Source organism: Faecalibacterium taiwanense (assembly GCF_036632915.2).
GTDB lineage: Bacteria > Bacillota > Clostridia > Oscillospirales > Ruminococcaceae > Faecalibacterium > Faecalibacterium taiwanense.
In genome coordinates this window covers 2109818-2130316 of the sequence record NZ_CP155552.1, presented here as the reverse complement: position 1 = coordinate 2130316, position 20499 = coordinate 2109818, and the positions used below count along the sequence as shown (strand labels likewise).

At 61.7% G+C, this 20499-nt stretch carries 14 protein-coding genes and 1 pseudogene; 14 read left to right on the top strand and 1 reads right to left on the bottom strand.

The window, feature by feature from the left end:
- Window positions 1-118: 118 nt before the first annotated feature.
- On the bottom strand, window positions 119-550 hold the full coding sequence (gene ruvX / locus PXT33_RS10505; RefSeq protein WP_044954016.1) for a Holliday junction resolvase RuvX: 432 nt from the start codon (window positions 548-550) through the stop codon (window positions 119-121).
- A gap of 142 nt (window positions 551-692) precedes the next feature.
- Between ruvX and PXT33_RS10500 the strand changes: the two genes are divergently transcribed.
- The 14 genes and pseudogenes from PXT33_RS10500 to smc all read left to right on the top strand — a co-directional run bounded on the left by PXT33_RS10500 (window position 693) and on the right by smc (window position 20481).
- Entirely contained in the window at window positions 693-4049 is a 3357-nt protein-coding gene (locus PXT33_RS10500; protein WP_332376496.1) for a PD-(D/E)XK nuclease family protein, read from the top strand.
- On the top strand, window positions 4046-5773 hold the full coding sequence (locus PXT33_RS10495; RefSeq protein ID WP_347070317.1) for a UvrD-helicase domain-containing protein: 1728 nt from the start codon (window positions 4046-4048) through the stop codon (window positions 5771-5773). The genes PXT33_RS10500 and PXT33_RS10495 overlap by 4 nt, the downstream gene beginning before the upstream one ends.
- Window positions 5662-7767 carry a 3'-5' exonuclease gene (locus PXT33_RS10490; protein WP_347070316.1) on the top strand — a complete coding sequence of 702 codons (2106 nt, stop codon included), beginning with the start codon at window positions 5662-5664 and terminating at the stop codon, window positions 7765-7767. Before PXT33_RS10495 ends, PXT33_RS10490 begins: the two co-directional genes overlap by 112 nt.
- Before the next feature lie 360 nt (window positions 7768-8127).
- A complete protein-coding gene (infC, locus tag PXT33_RS10485; protein ID WP_005944384.1) occupies window positions 8128-8706 on the top strand; it encodes a translation initiation factor IF-3 in 579 nt (192 codons plus the stop codon).
- Window positions 8707-8724: 18 nt separating this feature from the next.
- Window positions 8725-8928 (top strand): 50S ribosomal protein L35, encoded by a 204-nt coding sequence (gene rpmI, locus PXT33_RS10480; protein WP_005928215.1) that lies wholly within the window; start codon window positions 8725-8727, stop codon window positions 8926-8928.
- 54 nt (window positions 8929-8982) lie between these two features.
- Window positions 8983-9333: a 50S ribosomal protein L20 gene (rplT, locus tag PXT33_RS10475; protein WP_005928218.1), complete on the top strand. Its 351-nt coding sequence runs from the start codon at window positions 8983-8985 to the stop codon at window positions 9331-9333.
- Window positions 9334-9536: 203 nt separating this feature from the next.
- Window positions 9537-9854 (top strand): hypothetical protein, encoded by a 318-nt coding sequence (locus PXT33_RS10470; protein WP_347070315.1) that lies wholly within the window; start codon window positions 9537-9539, stop codon window positions 9852-9854.
- Window positions 9818-10318 (top strand): RNA methyltransferase, encoded by a 501-nt coding sequence (locus PXT33_RS10465; protein WP_347070314.1) that lies wholly within the window; start codon window positions 9818-9820, stop codon window positions 10316-10318. Before PXT33_RS10470 ends, PXT33_RS10465 begins: the two co-directional genes overlap by 37 nt.
- Window positions 10315-11451 (top strand): DNA-processing protein DprA, encoded by a 1137-nt coding sequence (gene dprA, locus PXT33_RS10460; RefSeq protein WP_097775256.1) that lies wholly within the window; start codon window positions 10315-10317, stop codon window positions 11449-11451. The genes PXT33_RS10465 and dprA overlap by 4 nt, the downstream gene beginning before the upstream one ends.
- 128 nt (window positions 11452-11579) lie before the next feature.
- The gene (gene topA / locus PXT33_RS10455; protein ID WP_332376493.1) at window positions 11580-13664 is read left to right on the top strand and encodes a type I DNA topoisomerase; all 2085 of its coding nucleotides are present in this window, start codon (window positions 11580-11582) and stop codon (window positions 13662-13664) included.
- Between the two features lie 158 nt (window positions 13665-13822).
- Window positions 13823-15198: pseudogene (trmFO, locus tag PXT33_RS10450) on the top strand (methylenetetrahydrofolate--tRNA-(uracil(54)-C(5))-methyltransferase (FADH(2)-oxidizing) TrmFO).
- Window positions 15199-15213: 15 nt separating this feature from the next.
- Window positions 15214-16230 (top strand): phosphate acyltransferase PlsX, encoded by a 1017-nt coding sequence (plsX, locus tag PXT33_RS10445; RefSeq protein WP_332376490.1) that lies wholly within the window; start codon window positions 15214-15216, stop codon window positions 16228-16230.
- Between the two features lie 18 nt (window positions 16231-16248).
- Entirely contained in the window at window positions 16249-16923 is a 675-nt protein-coding gene (gene rnc, locus PXT33_RS10440; RefSeq protein WP_005944374.1) for a ribonuclease III, read from the top strand.
- A complete protein-coding gene (gene smc / locus PXT33_RS10435) occupies window positions 16924-20481 on the top strand; it encodes a chromosome segregation protein SMC (RefSeq protein ID WP_332376489.1) in 3558 nt (1185 codons plus the stop codon).
- Window positions 20482-20499: the final 18 nt, after the last annotated feature.

Below are 20499 nucleotides of genomic sequence, written 5' to 3'. Positions count from 1 at the left end.
TCCTTTTCGCCAGAGCCTCCCTCAATGAGAAAGACTTCCCCCGGCCGGGGGAAGATGTCACGCAAGTGACAAAAAGGGGAGCAGTGGCATTGCGCCAGCGATGACGGAAGGAGTTGAATCAGATCTCCCCCGGATGTTCCTTCCGCCACGCCAGATAGTCATCCAGAATGACCGTGGCGCTCACAGAGTCCAGAATTTCCTTGCGCTTTGTGCCAAAGGTGCCGCTTTCGTCCAGAATGTCGGCGGCGGCGCAGGTGGTCTGGCGCTCGTCCCACATGCGCACCGGCAGGCCGCTCCAGATCTCGACCGTCTTTGCCAGCTTGCGGCTCTTGATGGCGCGTTCGCCCTCGGTACCATCCATGTTCAGCGGCAGGCCGATCACAATCAGCTCGGCTCCGATCTCCTTGGCCACTTCGCACACCCGTGCCGCCACCTTGTTGCGGGCTTTCAGGGTGATCTGCGGGGTGATGGCCGTTGTAAGGAACTCGGTGCGGTCACAGGTGGCAAGGCCGGTGCGGCTGTCGCCGTAGTCAACAGCTAAAATTTTCATACAGGCTTCCTCTCTTGTGTGGAAAAGTTTGTCGGTCCAAGTGTACCACAGCTGCAGGCTAAAAGGTAGAGAATCACACTTTTTTTGAGAGGATTTTCGTGTTACAATAAACACAGATCGTTTTTCAAGGAGGAAGTGCCCCATGCTCAAACTGGTTTTAGGCGGCTCCGGCAGCGGCAAGACCACCCTGCTCTATTCCCGCATCAAGGCCCGGGCCGAACAGGGCCGGCGCAGCATCCTTCTGGTGCCGGAACAGTTCACTTCCAGCACGGAGGGCCGCATCTACCGGGAGCTGGGCGATGCTCTTTCCGGCATGGTGGAAAGCTTTTCCTTTACCAGTCTGGCCGAGCGCATCCTCTCTGCCGAGGGCGGCGCGGCGGTGCAGGCCCTTTCGGACGCGGGCCGGGCCGTGCTGGTGCGCCGCGCGCTGGAAGAGCTGCAGGATCATGTGCACTACTACTACCGCCACCGCCGCAGTGCGGCCTTCTGCCAGATGGCGGCCCAGACTATCGACGAGCTGAAAAGTGCCGGCCTTTCCGGCGCACAGCTGGCAGAGCTTGCGCCGGACTGCGGGCCGGAAAGCGGCAAGCTGAGCGAGCTGGCACTGATTTTTCAGGGATACGAAACGCTGCTGGCGGGCACCGGCATGGACCCCGCCGACCGGCTGGAGCTGGCGGCTGACCGGCTGGAAGCCGCTCTTGCCCGGGGCGAACTGCCGGACTTTCTGCGGGAGCGGGAAGTGTTCATTGACGAGTTTGATACCTTCAACGCCCCCAAAAAGCGGCTGATGGGCGCGATGCTGGCGGCGCTGCCCGCCGTCACGGTGGCCCTGTGCGACGACGGTGCGCCCATGGTGCCGGGGGATATGGGGCTTTTTTCCGGCGCAAAGCAGGTGGCCGCACAGCTGCGGCAGCTGGCCCGCAAAAACGGTGCTGATGCGGCAGTGCCGGAGCTGCTGCGCCGCGACCTGCGCCATAAGGATGCGCCCGGCCTTGCGGCTGTGACAGAGCTTTTGGAGACTGGCACCTGTGAGGTGCCGCCCGCTGCGCCGGAGGTGCGGCTGTTTGCCGCTGCCAGCCGAGAAGAGGAAGCCCGCTGCACCGCTGCGGCCATCCGCCGCCTGATGCGGCAGGGCGTGCGCTGCGGCAAAATGGCCGTGGTCTGCCGCAATATCCCGGATTACCGTGCGGCCATCCGGTACGAGTTCCGCATGGCAGATATCCCGCTTTACTGCGATGAACCCACCACCCCGGAGTTCAGCGCCCCGGCTACGGCAGTGCGTGCACTGCTGGCACTGCTGCGCGGTGCGGATATGACCGAAAACCTGACCATTCTTGCCAAGACCGGCCTGTGCGCTCTGACCGAGCCGCAGGTCTGCGCGCTGGAAAACTATGCCTATACCTGGTCACCCAATGCGGCGGCATGGCGCACAAAATTTGAGAAAAGCCCCAAGGGCTTCGGCGAAAATGAACTGTCCGATGAGGATGCAAAAACGCTGGAGGATGCCGAGACTGCCCGCCAGCTGCTGGTAACAGCCGTGGACGAACTGCGCAGCAAGGTGCGGGGCGGCAGCGCCGAACAGATCAGCCGGGAACTGTATTTCTGCCTGAAAAAGCTGGGTGCAGAAGAGCAGCAGGCAGCGCTGGTGGAAGCCGTCCGCACTGCCCGGGGCATCCCGGCGGCAGAGGAAGCGGCCCGCGAGTGGAACGTGGTGATGCAGCTGCTCAACGAGATGGCCCACCTGCTGGGCGGGCAGGGTGTGACCTTTGCAGAATATGAGGACCTGTTCAGCCTGCTGCTGCGCTCTTCGGACCTTGGGCACATCCCGCAGACGCTGGATGCTGTGGTGCTGGCAAGCGCGGGCAAAATGCGTCTGGACGCGCCGGACTATGTGTTCGTGCTGGGCCTTGCGGAGGGCGAATTTCCCTGTGCACCGTCCGAGACGGGCCTTCTGACCCACGCCGACCGAGATGTTCTGATGGCAAAGCAGATCGATCTGCCGGACTGCTTTGAGAACCGCGTGGTGCGCGAGCAGGTGTGCGTTTACAAAGCCCTCACCGCACCGGCAAAGGGGTTGTGGCTCAGCTGGCCCAAGGGGCAGGGCAAGACCCTGTGCGCAGCGCTGGAACCCATCGTGGAGGCCCTGCACCCGGCGGCACCGGAACTGGCGCTTCCCGACCTTGCAGCCACCCCCGCCGATGCACTGGATACGCTGGGCGGCTGGCCGCTGACCGACACGGAACGCGCCAGCCTGACTGAGGCGCTGCGTCTGCCGCAGACGGATGCACCCCGGGGCCTTGCGCTGCTGCGCCGCATGGAGGAGGACCCGCCCCGGCAGGTGAACGACCTGTCCGCGCTGAGCGGCCTGCTGGGGCAGCGGCTGCGCATCTCGCCCAGCCAGCTGGAAAAATACTATACCTGCCGTTACGGCTATTTTTTGCAGTATGTGCTGGGCCTGAAGCCCCGCAGACGGGCCGAGCTTTCTGCCGACCAGAGCGGCACCCTGATGCACTGGGTGCTGCAGATGGCGCTGGACCCGCACCCGGATGCGGATAATCCCTGCGCCGGGCTGGCCCCATTTCTGGAGCTGGACGACGAAGCCATGGCAGAGCTTGCCAGCCTGCTGGTGGACGAATATGCAAAGCGTTATCTGCCGGAGGATACGGCCCGGTTCGCCTATCTGCTCTCACGGCTCAAAAAAAGCATGACAAGCCTTTTGTGCTACCTGCGGGACGAACAGAAGCAGTCCTGCTTCCACCCGGCAGCCTGTGAGCTGCGCATCGGCTCCGGGGAGGACGCCGTGCCCGGGCAGGTGTATCATCTCTCGGATGGGCGCACGGTGCAGCTGGTGGGCACGGTGGATCGTGCCGACGAGTGGGTGGAGGAAGACGGCACCCGCTGGGTGCGGGTGGTGGACTATAAGACCGGCACCAAAAAACTGAACCTGAAAGAGGTATACTGCGGGCTGGACTGCCAGATGCTTTTGTATCTGTTCAGCCTGACGCGGGGTAAGAGCGGGCGCTTTACCGGCGCGGAACCCGCAGGTGTTCTGTATCTGCTGGCAGACCCGGCCCCCAAGACCACCAACCGCCAGCAGGCACAGCAGGACGTGCAGTACGAGCTGGACGGCCTTGTGAGGGACGAGCAGAAGGTGTTCGATGCCATGGATGCGGATGAGACGGGCCGCTACCTGCCCTTTGGCTACCGCAACGGTGTACCCAGCCCCAGCCAGAAGGATAAGCGTGCCGATATTGCAAAGCTCAACCGCATCCAGCTGCATCTGGATGATCTTGTCACCCAGATGGGCCAGCAGCTTTACGATGGGCAGATCGCTGCAGAACCGCTGGTGGCAGGCGCAGGCAGGAACCCCTGTGTCTGGTGCGACTACAGCTTTATCTGCTGCCACGAGACCGGCATCGGCGAGCGGGCACTGGAAGCCCCGGCCAAACCCTTTGAGCCGGAAGAGACCGAGAACGAGAAGGAGGGTGAGCAGGCATGAGTGAACCCAAATGGACCCCGGCCCAGCGCGCTGCTATTGAGGACCGGGGTGGTGCGCTGCTGGTGAGCGCAGCGGCGGGCAGCGGCAAAACGGCCGTGCTGACCGAACGCGCCGTGCGGCTCATCACCGATCCGGACCACCCGGTGGATGCGGACAAACTGCTCATCGTCACCTTTACCAATGCGGCGGCGGCAGAGCTGCGGGCACGCATCGGGCAGGCACTGCTGCGGCTCAGCCAGCAGCAGCCCCACAACACGAGCCTGCGCCGCCAGCGGATGCTTTTGCAGCGCGCACCCATCTGCACCATTGACGCGTTCTGTCTGGACCTGCTGCACAAGCACTTTCAGGCACTGGACATCCCGCCGGATTTTGCCCCGGCAGACCCAGGCAGCGTGGAGGTGCTGCGGGCTTCGGCGCTGGCCGAAACGCTGGAAAATGCCTACCGCGACCCGGACTTCTGTGCCTTTGCAGACCTTTACGGAAAGGGCCGCACCGATCAGGCCGCAGGCAATACCATCCTGCATGTGTACGATTTTCTGCGCGCTCTGCCGGACTACGACCGCAGGCTGGACGAATATCTGACACCATGGCAGCGGGAAAACGGCTTTGCTTTTACCTGCTGGCATGACCTGCTGCTGGCGGAAGCGGCCCGCTGCGCAAAGGCCGCGCGGGAACTGCTGACGGCAGCGCTGGCAGACTGTAAGGAAGATTTTGTCCTTGCACAGGTACAGGCCGAGGAAAAAGGCAAGACCGCTGCTTCCAAGGCAAAGGCCGTGGCCGGTGTCAACGATAAATTTGCAGAGCCGCTCTCCCGGCTGGAAAGCGCCGCCGCCCTGCTGGGCGAGGTGGAACGGCTGGCTGCGGCAGGGCAGTGGACACCGCTGTACGATAAGCTGACACCCTATGTGCTGGGCATGGAGGAGATGCCCGGCTTCAAGGGCATGAAAAAACGGCTGACCGGCGATCATAAGGCGGCGGTCAGGACCCGCGCAGACGAAGCCGCCAAGCTGTTTGAGCACATTACGGAGCTTGTCTCCTGCAGCGAGGAGGAAGCCGAAGCGGACCGCAGAGCGGCCCTGCCCCGGCTGCGGGCGATGTTTGCCGCCGTGCGGGATTTTGATGCCCGCTTCTCGGCAAAGAAAAAGGAGCGCAAGCTGCTAGAATTCAGCGATTTTGAGCATCAGGCCCTGCGGCTGCTGCGCACACCGGATGGCGTGTGCACCCCGCTGTGCCAGAGCATCCGGCACAGCTATGCCGCCGTGATGGTGGACGAATATCAGGACACGAACGCTTTGCAGGATGCCATTTACCGCTGCCTTGCTTCCCCGGCGGGGGATGACCTGTTCCTTGTGGGCGACCTGAAGCAGAGCATCTACCGCTTCCGTCAGGCCGACCCAAGCATCTTCCGGGCTAAGCTGAACGCATGGGCACCGTTGCCCAGCGGCACTGCCCGCCCCCGCCCGGAGGAGGGTACGGCAGGCGGAAACGCTCTGCTGGCGCTGGATGCGAACTTCCGCTCCGCCCCGCAGGTGGTGGCAGGCATCAACTTTATCTTTGAACAGCTCATGACCCCCAGCTGGGCGATACGGCTTATGGTGACGGCCAGCGGCTGGTGTGCGGTGCACCCGGCGAATACGCCGGCAGCGTGGAAGCGCACTTCCTGCCCGACGACACCGCTGAGACCGACGCGGCGTGGATCGCCCAGCGCGTTGAAGAACTGGTGAAAAACGGCGAACCAGTGCGGGACGGCAGCTCCACCCGCCCGGTGCAGTACGAGGATTGCTGCATCCTGCTGGCGGCGCGCGGCGACTTCCTCGCTTATGAGGAAGCGCTCACGGCCCGGGGCATCCCGGTGTATGCGGATGCGCGCGAAAACCTGATGGAAGCAGCGCACATCCGGCCGCTGATCTCGCTTTTGAAGGTCATCGACAACCCGGCGCAGGATATCTACCTTGCCGCCGCCATGCTGGGGCCGATGTTCGGCTTTACGGACGACGACCTTGTACGCCTGCGTGCCCAGAGCGCCGCAATGCAGAAAAAGGCGCAGGAGGAACAGGGCGCGAAGGAAACGGGCAAAAGGGCTTCCCGCATGAGTCTGTACGGCGCAGTGCTGCAGGTGGTGCAGAATGGTGATGAAACTCCGTTCACCCAAAAGGTGAAAGACTTTTATGACCGACTCACCGCACTGCGGCGCATGGCCCGCAGTGCCCCGGCAGAACAGCTGCTGGAAGAGATCTTTGTCTCCACCGGCTATCTTGCTGCGCTGGGCGTACTGGAAAACGGTGCGCACCGCCGGGAAGATGCCCGGCGCTTTGCGGCTTTCTGCGCACAGACCGGTGCAAACGGCATCTCGGCGCTGGTGCGTGCCATCGACGCGGCGGCGCAGGCCGGTTCTACCGGGCAGGACACTGTGCCCGGCGGTGCGCGGCCTGGCTGTGTGACCATTATGACCATCCACCGCTCTAAAGGCCTGCAGTTCCCGGTGGTGTTCGTGGGCGACACGGCCCGGCACTTCAACCTGAGCGACACTTACCAGCCGGTGCTGCTGCACCGGGAATACGGCGCGGGCCTGCGCCTGCGCCCGGAACAGGGCGAGAGCATGTACAAGACTGCAGCCTACGCAGCCCTTGCCAGCGTCCATGCGCAGGAAACGCGCAGCGAGCAGATGCGCCTTTTATATGTGGCGCTCACCCGTGCACAGGATAAGCTGATCCTCACGGTGCCGCTGGGCATGACCAAGACCGGCAATCCCTTTGCCAAGGCGGCAGCATTCCTTGCTGCGGGCGCGGGAGAAACGCTGAACCAGCAGGCGGGCAGCTTTGCCGACTGGCTGCGTGCAGCGCTGCTGGTGCATCCCTTCGGCGGGCCGCTGCGGCGGCTGGCAGGAGATCTGGAACTGCCCTTTGTGTTTACGGAAAGCGAGATCATGGTCACGGTGCAGGAAGCTCAGCCGGAGCCGGAAACACCGGAACAGGAACCGGAAGCGGCAGAGCCTGTCCCGGCAGACCCGGCATTGGTGGCTCAGCTGCAGGAGGGCTTTGCATGGCGGTATCCGGCGGCAAAACTGGCTGCGGTGCCCGCCAAGGTCAGCGTGACCAGCATCGTGCACAAGGCCGAGCAGACCACGCTGGAACGCCCTGCCTTTCTCTCCAAGGACGGACTGACCGCCGCCGAGATGGGCACGGCTCTGCACGCTTTTCTGGAACATGCGGACTTTGCCTCCCTTGCTGCTGCCAAAGCGGCGGGCACGCTGGAGGAAGCCATTCTGACCGAGCGTCAGCGGCAGGTGGACAGGCAGCTTGTGGCCCCGGAGATCGCGGAAAAGCTGGATGTGAGCCGGATTCGCCGCTTTGTGGAAGGCGAGGCCTTTGCAAAGATCTGCGCATCCGAAAAGGTGCTGCGGGAGCTGGCCTTCATCACGGCGCTGCCCGCGTCGGCCGTGCTGACGGCACAGGGAGCTTCCGCGCAGGAAGCCGCCGCCGTGCAGGATGAGCAGGTGCTGGTGCAGGGCATTGCAGACCTTGTGCTGGTGTTCCCGGATCATCTGGAACTGCTGGATTACAAGACCGACCGCCGCAAGACCGAAGCGGACTTCCTGAGCGCCTACCGCCCGCAGCTGAACCTCTATGCCCTTGCCATCGATAAGCGCTTTGCACCGAAGAAGGTAACGTATAAGGGCATCTACTCGCTGGAGCTGGGGAGGCTGATCGAAGCATAAGGAAAACCCTCTCAGGCATCGCCTGCGGCGCTGCCAGCTCTCCCGAAGGGCGAGCTTTGTGCAATAACCGGAAAGTTTGCCTTCTCGGTAAAAGCTCCCCCATTCGGGGGAGCTGGCGCGTCAGCGCCTGAGAGGGTTCAAAAGTCATATTTTTCCCGCAAAACGCATAAAAAGTGCTTGACAGCGTTTTCTGCCTGTGGTAAAATAGCCGGGTAAAGAAAGCAGCTACGGCCTGTGCCGCGCTCGCCTTGCGAGGGAAAGATCCCCCGGGCTATACCTGAAGGCAGTTCATTATGAGTGGACTGTGGCTTTGAGTGAATTTTTGCGCGGCTGTCCTGAAAATGGGCGGCCGCGTTTTCTATGCCAAATATTGCAACAAAATGGATTTTGTTTGGAGGTGCATTCATTATCGCTACCGCTGGAAAGTCGAAGGAACTGGAGATCAACGGTCAGATCCGTGACCGTGAGGTCCGTCTGATCGGTGCAGACGGCGAGCAGAAGGGCGTTGTGTCCATTCAGGTGGCCATGCGCGCTGCTGAAGATGCTGGTCTGGATCTGGTCAAGATCGCACCGCAGGCTGTTCCGCCTGTGTGCAAGGTGCTGGATTACGGCAAGTACCGTTTTGAACAGCAGAAGAAGGAGAAGGAAGCCAAGAAGAACCAGAAGGTGGTCGAAGTTAAAGAGACCCGCCTTTCGCTCAACATTGACACCAACGACTTCAATACCAAGCTGAACCAGACTGCCAAGTTCCTGGCAGCTGGCCACAAGGTTAAGGTTTCGATCCGCTTCCGCGGCCGTGAAATGGCGCACAGTGCTCTGGGCGCAGACGTGCTGAAACGTTTTGCCGAGGCTCTGCCTCAGGCATCCACCGATAAGCCGCCGGTGCTCGAGGGCCGCACGATGTCCATTCTGCTGATCCCGAAACCCAATAAGGACTAATTTTAGGAGGAAACTAAAATGGCTAAGATGAAACTGAAGACGCACTCCGGCGCTAAGAAGCGCTTTAAGCTGACCAAGAACGGCAAGATCAAGCGCGGCCACGCATTCCGCAGCCACATCCTGACCAAGAAGACCACTAAGCTGACCCGTGGCTACCGTCAGCCCAGCTACGTTGATAAGACCAACGCAGCTACCATCAAGAGCATGCTGCCCTACGCCTAAGAGCGAGCCGCAGGCAAACACATTCTATTGAGACAACTAAAGGAGATATAAAAAATGGCACGTATCAAGGGCGCAACCATGACTCACAAACGTCGTAAGAAGATGCTGAAGCTGGCCAAGGGCTTCTACGGCTGCAAGAGCAAGCACTTTAAGATGGCCAAGCAGCAGGTCATGAAGAGCGGCAACTACGCTCTGGCTGGCCGCCGCATGAAGAAGCGTCAGTTCCGCAACCTGTGGATCTGCCGCATCAACAACGCAGTTCGTCCTCTGGGCATGAACTACTCCACCTTCATGGCTGGTCTGAAGAAGGCTGGCATCGAGCTGAACCGCAAGATGCTGTCTGAGATGGCTATTAACGATCCCAAGAGCTTTGCAGCTCTGGTCGAGACCGTCAAGAACGCCTGATTAGGAACTTGAATCGTGACGCCCGCGCGTATACGCGGGCGTCCGTTTTGTATCCGGGGTTCTTACGGCAGGGGAACATGTTTTTCAGGGCAGCGCCCTGCCGCAGGAACGCTTTGTGGCAGACGCTGCCCTTTTTGCATTTTTTGAACAAGACGGCAGACTACTTTTTGAACGACAGTACAGCGAAAGGTTGAATACACACGATGGACGAAAAAATCACCAGCCGGGAAAACGCAAAGATCAAATACGCCTGCCGCCTTTCTTCCAGCGCGGCATTCCGCCGCAGCGAGGGCCGCTTTCTGGCCGAGGGCCGCAAGCTCTGCCCGGAGCTTGCCCGCGGTGCGCAGCTGGAGACCTTATTTTATACGGAGAGCGCTATGGCAAAGTGCCCGGAGCTTGCCGGGCTGCCCGGTGAACACTACCTTGTGGAAGACCATGTGGCCGATAAGCTGGCCGATGTGGGCACCCATCAGGGGTGTTCGGCGTGTTCCGCACCCCGGTGCACACACTGGACGAAGTGAAGGCCGGCGGGCGGTATCTGGCGCTGGAACGGGTGCAGGACCCCGGCAATGTGGGCACCCTGCTGCGCTCTGCTGCGGCCTTTGGCTTTGACGGTGTGATCCTGAGCGACGGCTGTGCCAGTGTGTATGCCCCCAAGACCCTGCGCGCTTCCATGGGTGCGGCAGTACGTATCCCGGTGATCGAAGCCGGTGCCATGCCCGATGCCATCACCCAGCTGCGCGCAAAGGGTATCACCTGCCTTGCTGCCGCGCTGTACAAGTCTCAGCCGCTGAGCGCGGCGCAGGCCAGCTATCCCGGCGGCGTCTGCGTCGTCATTGGCAGCGAGGGTCAGGGCCTGACCGATGAGACCATTGCTGCCTGCAGCAGCACGGTGCGCATCCCCATGACCGACCGGGTGGAAAGCCTGAACGCCGGCATTGCGGGCAGCATCCTGCTGTGGCATTTCCGGGAGGAAAGCCTATGAGCGGCCTTGCAGGGCAGACCAGTCTTTTCCCGCCGGAGCCTGCCCCGGATCCGCTGCTGTGCTGGCTGTGGCTGGCCCATGTGCTTGGCCCGGCCAGCGTTCACGCGGGCCGTGTGCTGGATGCCTTTGGCGGTGCACAGGAAGCATGGGAGGCTCGCGATACGGCAGAATTTCGTCTTGCAGCGGGAGAGGCAGCAGCTCTGCGGGCGCAGCAGCTGGCCCCGGAACAGTACCACCCGCTGGTGATGCGGTGCGATGATCTGGGTGTGCGCATCCTGCCGTTTGACGATCCGGACTATCCGCTGGCGTTTTCCCGCATCCCGGATATGCCGCTGGTGCTCTACTGCACCGGCGATCCGCTCTGGCTCAACGAGCCGGGCGCGGTGGGCATCGTGGGCAGCCGCAAGCCTACCGAATACGGTCTGAATGCAGCGGCGGACATTGGCGGGGAACTGGCCCAAAGCGGCGCTTTGATCGTCAGCGGCCTTGCGGACGGGCTGGACAGCGCCGGGCACCGCGCTGCTGTCAAAAACAACTGCCCTACCATTGCTGTGATGGGCGTGCCCATCGACCGCACCTATCCTGCGGCCAATGTGGTGCTGCGGCACAAGATCGAGCAGAAGGGCTGCGTGATCAGTGAGTACCCGCCCCGCAGTGAGGGCGTTGGCCCAAATGGATTTTTGCAGCGCAACCGGCTCATTGCGGCGCTCAGCTCTGCATTGCTGGTGGTGGAAGCGCAGGAAAAAAGCGGCACCATGTCCACTGTGTCTCACGCCGAACGCTATGGCAAGCCGGTGTTCGCGGTGCCGGGCAGCATCTACTCGCCCAATTCCGCAGGCACAAACGGCCTTTTGCGGGACGGCAGAGCGCGTGCCGTGTGTTCTGCTGCTGACCTGCTTGGCCCGCTGGGCCTGCGCCGGCAGAGCGCAGCGGCGGTGACGGCAAAGCAGCCGGAGCCTCTGAGCGAGAACGAGCGGAAGGTGCTTTCCTGCATCGGGCCGCAGCCCCTTGGCATTGAGGAGCTTTGCGTGCGCAGCGGCCTGCCCACAGCGGTGCTGCTGGGCACCCTGATGAAGCTGGAGCTTTCCGGCCGGGTGCTGTGCATGCCGGGCAAGCGGTATGTGATAAAATAGTATAATTTCTGCTGGCGCAGCACACAACAGCTGTGGTATGATATAAAAATAGAGAATCCCGTACTGTGCAGTTGCACGGTGCGTTCCTGATAGAGAAGAAAGAAAATTTGAAATGGGAGTAAACTCGAATGGCGAAACTGGTTATCGTGGAGTCGCCTGCTAAGGCGAAAACCATTGGCAAGTATCTGGGCGATGATTACGAGGTCACCGCAAGCATGGGCCATATCCGTGACCTGCCCGCTTCCCAGCTGGGCATCGATGTGGAGCACGGCTATGCCCCACAGTACATCAGCATCAAAGGCAAGGAAAAGCTCATCAAGGAATTGAAGAGCAAGGCCAAACACGCAGACGGCGTGCTGCTGGCAACCGACCCGGACCGTGAGGGCGAAGCCATCAGCTGGCATCTGGCAAACATTCTGGGGCTGGACCCCCACGAGCCGAACCGTGTGACCTTTGACGAGATCACCAAAAAGGGCGTGAAGGAGGGCATGGCCCATCCCCGCGCCATCGACGAAGATCTGTTCAACGCACAGCAGGCCCGCCGTGTGCTGGACCGTCTGGTGGGCTACAAGCTCAGCCCGTTCCTCTGGCGCAAGGTGCGCCGGGGCCTTTCCGCAGGCCGCGTGCAGAGCGTGGCCGTGCGCCTGATCGATGACCGCGAAAAGGAGATCGAGAGCTTCAAGCCCGACGAATACTGGAACGTGGATGCCACCCTCGGCGCAGGCCACAAGAGTTTTACCGCCCGGCTGGCCACCGATGCCAGCGGCAAAAAGCTGCTGCCCAAAAGCGAAGCCGAGGCCCGCGCCATAGAAAAGGGTCTGGAAGGGGCCGAGTACGTGGTGGCAGAGCTGAAAAAGGGCAAGCGGGCAAAGCAGCCCACTCCGGCTTTTATCACCAGTACCCTGCAGCAGGAGGCATCCCGCCGCTTGGGCTTTACGGCCACCCGCACCATGCGCGCTGCCCAGACCCTGTACGAAGGCGTGGACATTGCGGGCCACGGCACCATGGGTCTGATCACCTACATGCGTACCGACAGCCTGCGCATCTCGGATGAAGCCGTTGCCGCCGCAAAGGAATATATCGCAGGGGCTTACGGTGAAGCCTATATCTGCCCCTACAAGCGCACATGGAAGACCAAGAGCGCCACTGCCGCACAGGATGCCCACGAGGCCATCCGTCCCTCGGTGCCGTCCCTGACACCGGACGAGGTGGACAAGAGCATCAGCGGCGACACCGCAAAGCTCTACCGCATGATTTGGAGCCGCTTCATGGCCAGCCAGATGGCAGACTGCCAGCAGGACACCGTGTCTGTCACGGTCAGCGCGGCGAACTACCGTTTCAAGGCCAGCGGCTATACCGTTACCTTTGACGGCTTCACCGTCCTGTACGAGGAAGCCACCGACGAAAAGGAAAAGAAGGAGACCGCCCTGCCTCCGCTGGAGCAGGGTCAGGTGCTGAAGCTGCGCGACCTGAAGAGCGAGCAGAAGTTCACCCAGCCGCCCGCCCGCTACACCGAAGCGACTCTCATCAAGGCACTGGAAGAAAACGGCATCGGTCGTCCTTCCACCTACGCACCCATTATCACCACCATCATCGACCGCGGCTATGTGGAGCGCGACCAGAAAAAGCTCAAGCCCACCCTGCTGGGCCGGGCGGTGGATGGCCTGATGCTGGAGCAGTTCCCCCACATCGTGGATGTGGACTTCTCCGCCCAGATGGAGAAGAATCTGGATAAGATCGAGAGCGGCAAGGCCGACTGGCACAAGACGGTGGATGACTTCTATCAGGGCTTTGCGGCAAGCCTCGAGCAGGCCGAAAAGAACATGGAAGGCAAGAAGGTCAAGGTGCCGGACGAGCCTTCCAGTGAGGTGTGCGACCTGTGCGGCCGGCCCATGGTCATCAAGGTGGGCAAGTACGGCAAGTTTTTGGCCTGCAGCGGCTTCCCGGAGTGCCGGGGCACAAAGCGGCTGGTCAAGGATACCGGCGGCATCTGCCCCAAGTGCGGCAAGGGCCGTATGCTGGAGCGCAAAAGCTCCAAGGGCCGCATCTATTATGGCTGCGAGCGCTACCCGGACTGCGACTTTATGACATGGGACATGCCGGTGCCCACCAAGTGCCCCAAGTGCGGCAGCACCATGTTCCGCAAAGGCTCCAAGCTGTATTGCGCAAAGGAAGGCTGCGGCTACGAGATGCCGGTGCCGAAAAAGGATTAAATAACCCTCTCAGGCGCTGTCGCGCCAGCTCCCCCGAAGGGGGAGCTTTGAGTTGAGACGATAAAGTTTCCCTTTCGGTCAAAAGCTCTCCCTCTCGGGAGAGCTGGCATTGCCGCAAGGCAATGACTGAGAGGGTTCGTAATAAGGAAACCTGTAATATGAGCGATTATAGAATAACCATTCTGGGCGCTGGTCTTGCGGGCTGTGAAGCCGCCCTCTGGCTGGCTGGCAAGGGCGTGCAGGTAGACCTGTACGAACAGAAGCCCGTGCATTTTTCGCCCGCACACAAAAGCGCAGGCTTTGCGGAGCTGATCTGCTCCAACAGCCTGAAAGCTGAGCGGCTGGACTCTGCTTCCGGCCTGCTGAAGGAAGAAATGCGCCGGATGGGCAGCCAGCTGCTGAATGCCGCCGAGACGGCCCGCGTGGCCGCTGGCGGTGCGCTGGCGGTGGACCGCGATGCATTCAGCGCCGAAGTGACCCGCATGGTGGAAAGCTGTGAAAATATCACCGTCCACCGGGAGCAGGTGGAGCACATCGATGCATCTGCCCCCATTCTGGTGGCCACCGGCCCCTGACCGACGGCGCACTGGCCGATGAGATCGGGGCCTTGACTGGGGACGAGCGGCTGCACTTCTACGATGCTGTGGCCCCCATCGTCACCGCCGAAAGTCTGGACTACAACAAGGTGTTTGCCGCCTCCCGCTATGACCGGGGCGAGGCCGACTACCTGAACTGCCCTTTCAACAAGGAAGAGTACGAGAATTTCCACGCAGCTCTCGCTTCGGCAGAGCGTGCCCCGCTGCACGACTTTGACACCGGGGCCGAGCAGTCTGCTCAGCCCGACCCGGATGCCCACGGCAAAAAGGCCGACACCGTCACGGTCTACGAGGGCTGTATGCCCATCGAGATCATGGCCGCCCGGGGTGCCGACACCATGCGCTTCGGTCCCCTGCGCCCGGTGGGCCTTGTGAATCCCAACACCGGCCACCGTCCGTGGGCCAATGTACAGCTGCGCGCCGAGAACAAGGAGCGCACCCTGTATAACATCGTGGGCTTCCAGACAAACCTCAAGTGGGGCGAACAGAAGCGGGTGTTCAGCATGATCCCCGGGCTGGAAAATGCCGAGTTTGTGCGGTACGGTGTCATGCACCGCAACACCTTCCTCGATGCGCCCCGGGTGCTCAGCGCCCAGCTGTGCCTGAAAGAACACCCCAATGTGTTCTTTGCGGGCCAGATCACCGGCTTTGAGGGCTATATGGAAAGCGCTGCCTGCGGCCTGCTGGCGGCCCGCAGCCTGTATGCCCGGCTGGAAGGCAAAGAACTGCCCGCCCCGCCTGTGGATACTATGTGCGGTGCGCTGGTGCAGTACCTGACCACCGAGAACAAGAACTTCCAGCCCATGGGCGCGAATATGGGCATCCTTCCTCCGCTGCCGGAGGAGAGCCGCCCGCGGGACAAGCGCCTGCGTTACATGGCACAGGCTCAGCGCGCTGTTGCCAGCTTCCAGCACTGGCTGGATGAAACTTCTCTTTAAGAAGGGAGAAAAGCTATGAAGATTATCGTGGATATGATGGGCGGCGACAACGCCCCTCTGGCTGTGCTGGAGGGTGTCGCACAGGCCGTGAAAGAGTACGGCATCACCGTCGTCGGTGTGGGCGACGAAGCGCTGGTGCGCAGGACCGCACAGGAGAACAGCATCCCGCTGGATGGCATTGAGCTGGTGAACTGCACCGAGGTCATCGATATGTGCGATGAGCCTGCTCGCGCCATCCGCCAGAAGAAGGATTCCTCCATCGTGGTGGGCTTGAACATGCTGAAAGACGGCAAGGGTGATGCCTTTGTTTCCGCCGGCAGCACCGGTGCGCTGCATGTGGGCGCAAGCCTGATCGTGCGCACCCTCAAGGGCATCAAGCGCCCGGCTCTGGCTACCATGGTGCCCGCCAAAAAGCAGGCTTATCTGCTGCTGGACTGCGGTGCCAATGTGGAGTGCCGCCCTGAGATGCTGGCGGCGTTCGCTGTCATGGGCAGCTGCTATGTGAATAAGGTGGAGGGCCGCCGCAGCCCCAGCGTGGCGCTGGCCAACAACGGTGCGGAGGAGAGCAAGGGCACCCCCATGCTCAAGGAAGCCCACCAGCTGCTCAAGACCACCCCCGGCATCCGCTTTGTGGGCAACATCGAGCCCCGCGATGTGCCGGGTGGCGAAGTGGATGTGGTGGTGTGCGACGGCTTTACCGGCAATGTGATCCTCAAGCTGACCGAGGGCGTGGCAAAAATGCTGCTGGGCATGCTGAAACAAATGTTCCTCGCAAACCTCGGCGGCAAGCTGGCCTATCTGCTGCTCAAGGGCAGCGTGGCAGACCTGAAGCACCAGATGGACAGCGAGGAGTACGGCGGCGCACCCTTCCTGGGGGCCAAGCAGCCGGTCATCAAGGCCCACGGCTCTTCCAAGGCCAAGGGCATCAAGAACGCCATCCGTCAGGCAAAGATCTGCGTGGAGAACGATCTGTGCGGCACCATGCAGTCTGCGCTGGACGAGCTGGCTGCGGCACAGAAAACTGAGGAATAAAAGGGAGTAAAAACGACCATGAGCCATCAGTTGGAAACAATTATTGGTTATAAGTTCAAAAACCCGGAGCTGCTGGAGATCGCGCTCACCCATACCAGCTATGCCAACGAGAGCCGCACCCCGGTCAAGCACAACGAGCGGCTGGAATTTCTGGGCGACAGCGTGCTGCAGATCGTCTCGGCAGACTATCTGTTCCACGCCTATGCCGACCGGCCGGAGGGCGATTTGACCCGCATCCGCGCCAGCCTTGTCAGCGAGGGTGCACTGTTCCAGTTCGCGCAGGAGATCGATCTGGGCGAGTACCTGCGCCTTGGCCGCGGCGAGGAGCGCTGCGGCGGACGCACCCGCCCCAGCGTTGTGTCCGATGCGTTTGAAGCGCTGATCGCGGCTTTGTATCTGGATGGCGGCATGGATGTGGCCCGCAGCTTCATCCTGCCCTTTATCACCGAGGGCAAGCACGCCGAGGCCGACTACAAGACCCGCCTGCAGGAGATCGTGCAGCAGAACCCGGAAGAGCGGTTGAGCTACGTAGTAGAAAGCGAGTCCGGCCCGGATCACGACAAGCATTTCGTGGTGGCGGTGCGGTTCAACTCTGACCGCGTGGCCCGTGGCGAAGGCCGCAGCAAAAAGGCCGCTGAGCAGTGCGCCGCAAAAGAAGCGCTCAAGCTGCTGGGCGTGATAAAGGAAAAGTAAATGGTATTCAAGGAACTGGAGATCCAGGGCTTCAAGAGCTTTCCCGATAAAGTCAAAATTCGGTTCGACGCAGGCGTTACTGGCGTGGTAGGTCCCAACGGCTCCGGCAAGTCGAACCTTTCGGACGCAGTGCGCTGGGTGCTGGGCGAGACCAGCTCCCGCCAGCTGCGCGCGGCAGGCAAGATGGAGGACGTGATCTTCGGCGGCACCCGGCGGCGCGGAGCCATGGGCTTTGCGCAGGTGCGGCTGACGCTGGATAACGCAGACCATACCTTTGATGTGGATGCGGACGAAGTGACCATTGGCCGCAAATATTACCGCTCCGGCGACAGCGAGTATACCATCAACGGGCAGGTGTGCCGGTTGAAGGATGTGTACGAACTTTTGCTGGATACCGGCATTGGCCGCGACGGCTACTCGGTGATCGGGCAGGGCCGCATTGCGGAGATCGTGGCCGCAAAAAGCAGTGAGCGCCGCGAGATCTTTGAGGAAGCCTGCGGCATTGCCAAGTACCGCTACCGCAAGACCGAGGCAGAACGCCGCCTTGCTGCGGCGGGCGAAAACCTTGAACGCCTGCGGGACATCCTTGGTGAGCTGGAAAGCCGGGTAGGCCCGCTGGAAAAAGAGAGCGCCAAGGCAGAAAAGTTCCTCGAGCTGGCCGCACAGCGCAAAACGCTGGAAGTGACCCTGTGGACCGACGGTGTGCACCGCGCGCGCGAAGCCGTGCGCCAGCAGGTGCGGGACTACGAGACAGCGCAGGCCGACTACGAGCGCTTTGACCGGGAGACGAAAGCCGCCGAGCAGGAGGCTGAGGAGATCCGGATGCAGGCACAGCAGCTGACGGTTGCTGTTGAGCGCCTGAATGGGGATATCCGCAGCATCACCGAGCAGATCAGCGGGTCGGAAAGCCGTATCGCTGTGCTGGAAAACGACATCCTCCGCAACGAGGAGAGCGCCGCATCCCTGCAGGAAGAGATCAGCGCCGGGGAACAGGACAGCACCGAGGCACAGGCCGCCTTGCAGCGCCACCGTGCCGTGGCAAAGACCATGGAAGCGGAGGGCGAAAAGCTGGCGGCAGAGATCGAGGCGCTGAACGCGGAGATCGCACGTTTGACCGATGCCAGCAGTGCCAGCGGTGCCCGCAAGGATACCCTGAAAGCAGAACTTGCCGGCCTGACAGCCCGGCGCACCGAAGCGCAGGTGGCGCAGGCCGCTGCCGAAGCTGCCGGGGAAACAGCCCGCCAGCGCCTGCCTGCCCTTGAGCAGAGTGTGCAGGAAAGCACCGCCCAGCGGGACGAAGCAAAGCAGGATCTGGACGACACCATCAAGTATCGCCGGATGCTGGAAGAAAACGAGAAGCAGCTGGCAAATGTCCGTTCCGGCGTGGAACTTAAGCTGAAAGGCCGCAAGGCTGCGCTGGACGATGCCGACGCAGCAGAGCAGTGCCTTGGCCGTGAGCTGGATGCGGCCCGCCAGCGCCTTTCCGTGCTGCGGGAACTGGAAAAGAACATGGACGGCTACCAAAACTCGGTCAAGGCCGTCATGCGTGCTGCCGGTGCACGCCGCCTGCGGGGCATCATCGGGCCGGTGTCCGCCATCTTAAAGGTGGAGCCGGGCTGTGAAGTGGCTGTGGAAACGGCTCTGGGCGGTGCGCTGCAGAACATCGTGGTAGAGAACGAAGCCGCTGCCAAAGCGGCCATTGCCCTGCTGCGCAATGACAATGCAGGCCGCGCCACCTTCCTGCCGCTGGATACCGTCCAGCCCGGCGTGTTCCGTGGCCGACTCTCCGGTACGGCACGGCTTGCCTCCAGTCTGGTGCAGGCCGACCGCCGGTATGACAACATCGTATCGAACCTGCTGGGCCGCATCATCGTGGTGGACGACATCAACGAAGCTTCTCGCGTGGCGCGGGACAACGGCTTTCGCAGCAAGATCGTGACCATGGATGGTCAGGTGATCAATGCAGGCGGCAGTTTTACCGGCGGCAGCGTCCAGCGCAGCGCAGGCCTGTTCACCCGCAAGCAGGAGATGGAAGAGCTGCGGGTGAAAGCGGCCAAGTTACAAAAAGACTGCCTTGCTGCACAGGAAAAGACCGACCGCTGCAAAGAGCAGGTAGATGCCCTTCAGGCAGAGCTGACCGCCACGGCCAGTGAACAAATCACCGCCGCCAACGACAAAGTGCGTGCCGAGGCAGAGCAGAAGCGGCTGGAAGCTGCTGCCGCCCAGCTGGAAACGGCTCGCAGCAACGGCCAGCAGCAGATCGACGCTTTGCAGGCGGCCATGACAGAGAGCCGTGGCAAAGCAGAGGAAGCTGCCAGCCTGCAGGCCCGGCTGACGGCAAAGATCGACCTGCTGACGGCGGAGATGAACCGAATTGCCGAAGGTGACGACAACTTTGTGGTCCAGCAGACCGAACTGAGCCAAAAGCTCAGCGCAAAGCGGCTGGAACAGGTGACCCGCCAGAAGGATGCAGAACTGGCCTACAGCCAGATCGCGGCACTGCAACAGCGGGCACAGGATGCCGCTGCCCGCCGCGCCACGCTGGAAGAAAGCCTTGGGGCACTGGCACAGCGCAGCGAGAGCTGCCGGGCAGAAATTGCAGCCATCCGGCAGGCAAAGTCCGACAGCCAGACCGAGATCGCCCAAAAAGAAAAGGCAATCCGGGAAGCCACGGAACAGCGGCTGGAACGCCAGCAGGCTGAAACAGCGGCACTGAGCCGGGCGCGTACATCCTCCGACAGCCGCGAGGAAATGGGGCGCGAGATGGCCCGCCTTGCAGAGCGCAAGGCCGCTGCCGAGACCGAGTACGACCAGACCGTGGCAAAGCTGTGGGATGAATATCAGCTCTCGGTCAGTCAGGCAGAGAACCTTTGCGTGGAGTTTGAAAGCCTGACGGCCCTGCGCGCACAGGTGGCCGACCTGCGCGGCAAAATTCGCGCCCTTGGCAGCGTGAATGTGAGCGCCATCGAGGAATACAAGGAGGTCAAGGCCCGCTACGATGCCCTGATGCATCAGGTGACCGATGTGGAAGAAAGCCGCAATGAGCTGACCCGCATGATCTCCAAGCTTTCGGCACAGATGCGGGAGATCTTCTCCGACAGCTTCCGCGCCATCAACGAAAACTTTGGCCGCGTATTTACCGAGCTGTTCGGCGGCGGCGAAGCCAGCCTTGTGCTGGAGGATGAAAGCGATGTGCTGTCCTGCGGCATCGGCATCCGGGTGGCACCGCCGGGCAAGGTGATCAAAAATCTGGAAGCGCTTTCCGGCGGCGAGCAGGCGCTGGTGGCCATCAGCATCTACTTTGCCATTCTGGCGGTCAACCCGGCCCCGTTCTGTATTCTGGACGAGATCGAAGCCGCTCTGGACGATGCCAATGTGGTGCGTTTTGCCCAGTACTTACGCCGGGTGAGCGACAAGACCCAGTTCATCGTCATCACCCACCGCCGCGGCACAATGGAAGCCGCGAATGTGCTTTACGGCGTTACCATGCAGGAGGACGGCGTGTCCAAGCTGCTCAAGCTTGATCTGGAACAGGTTGACGCAACGCTGGTTTCCTGATATATATTAAAGAAAAAG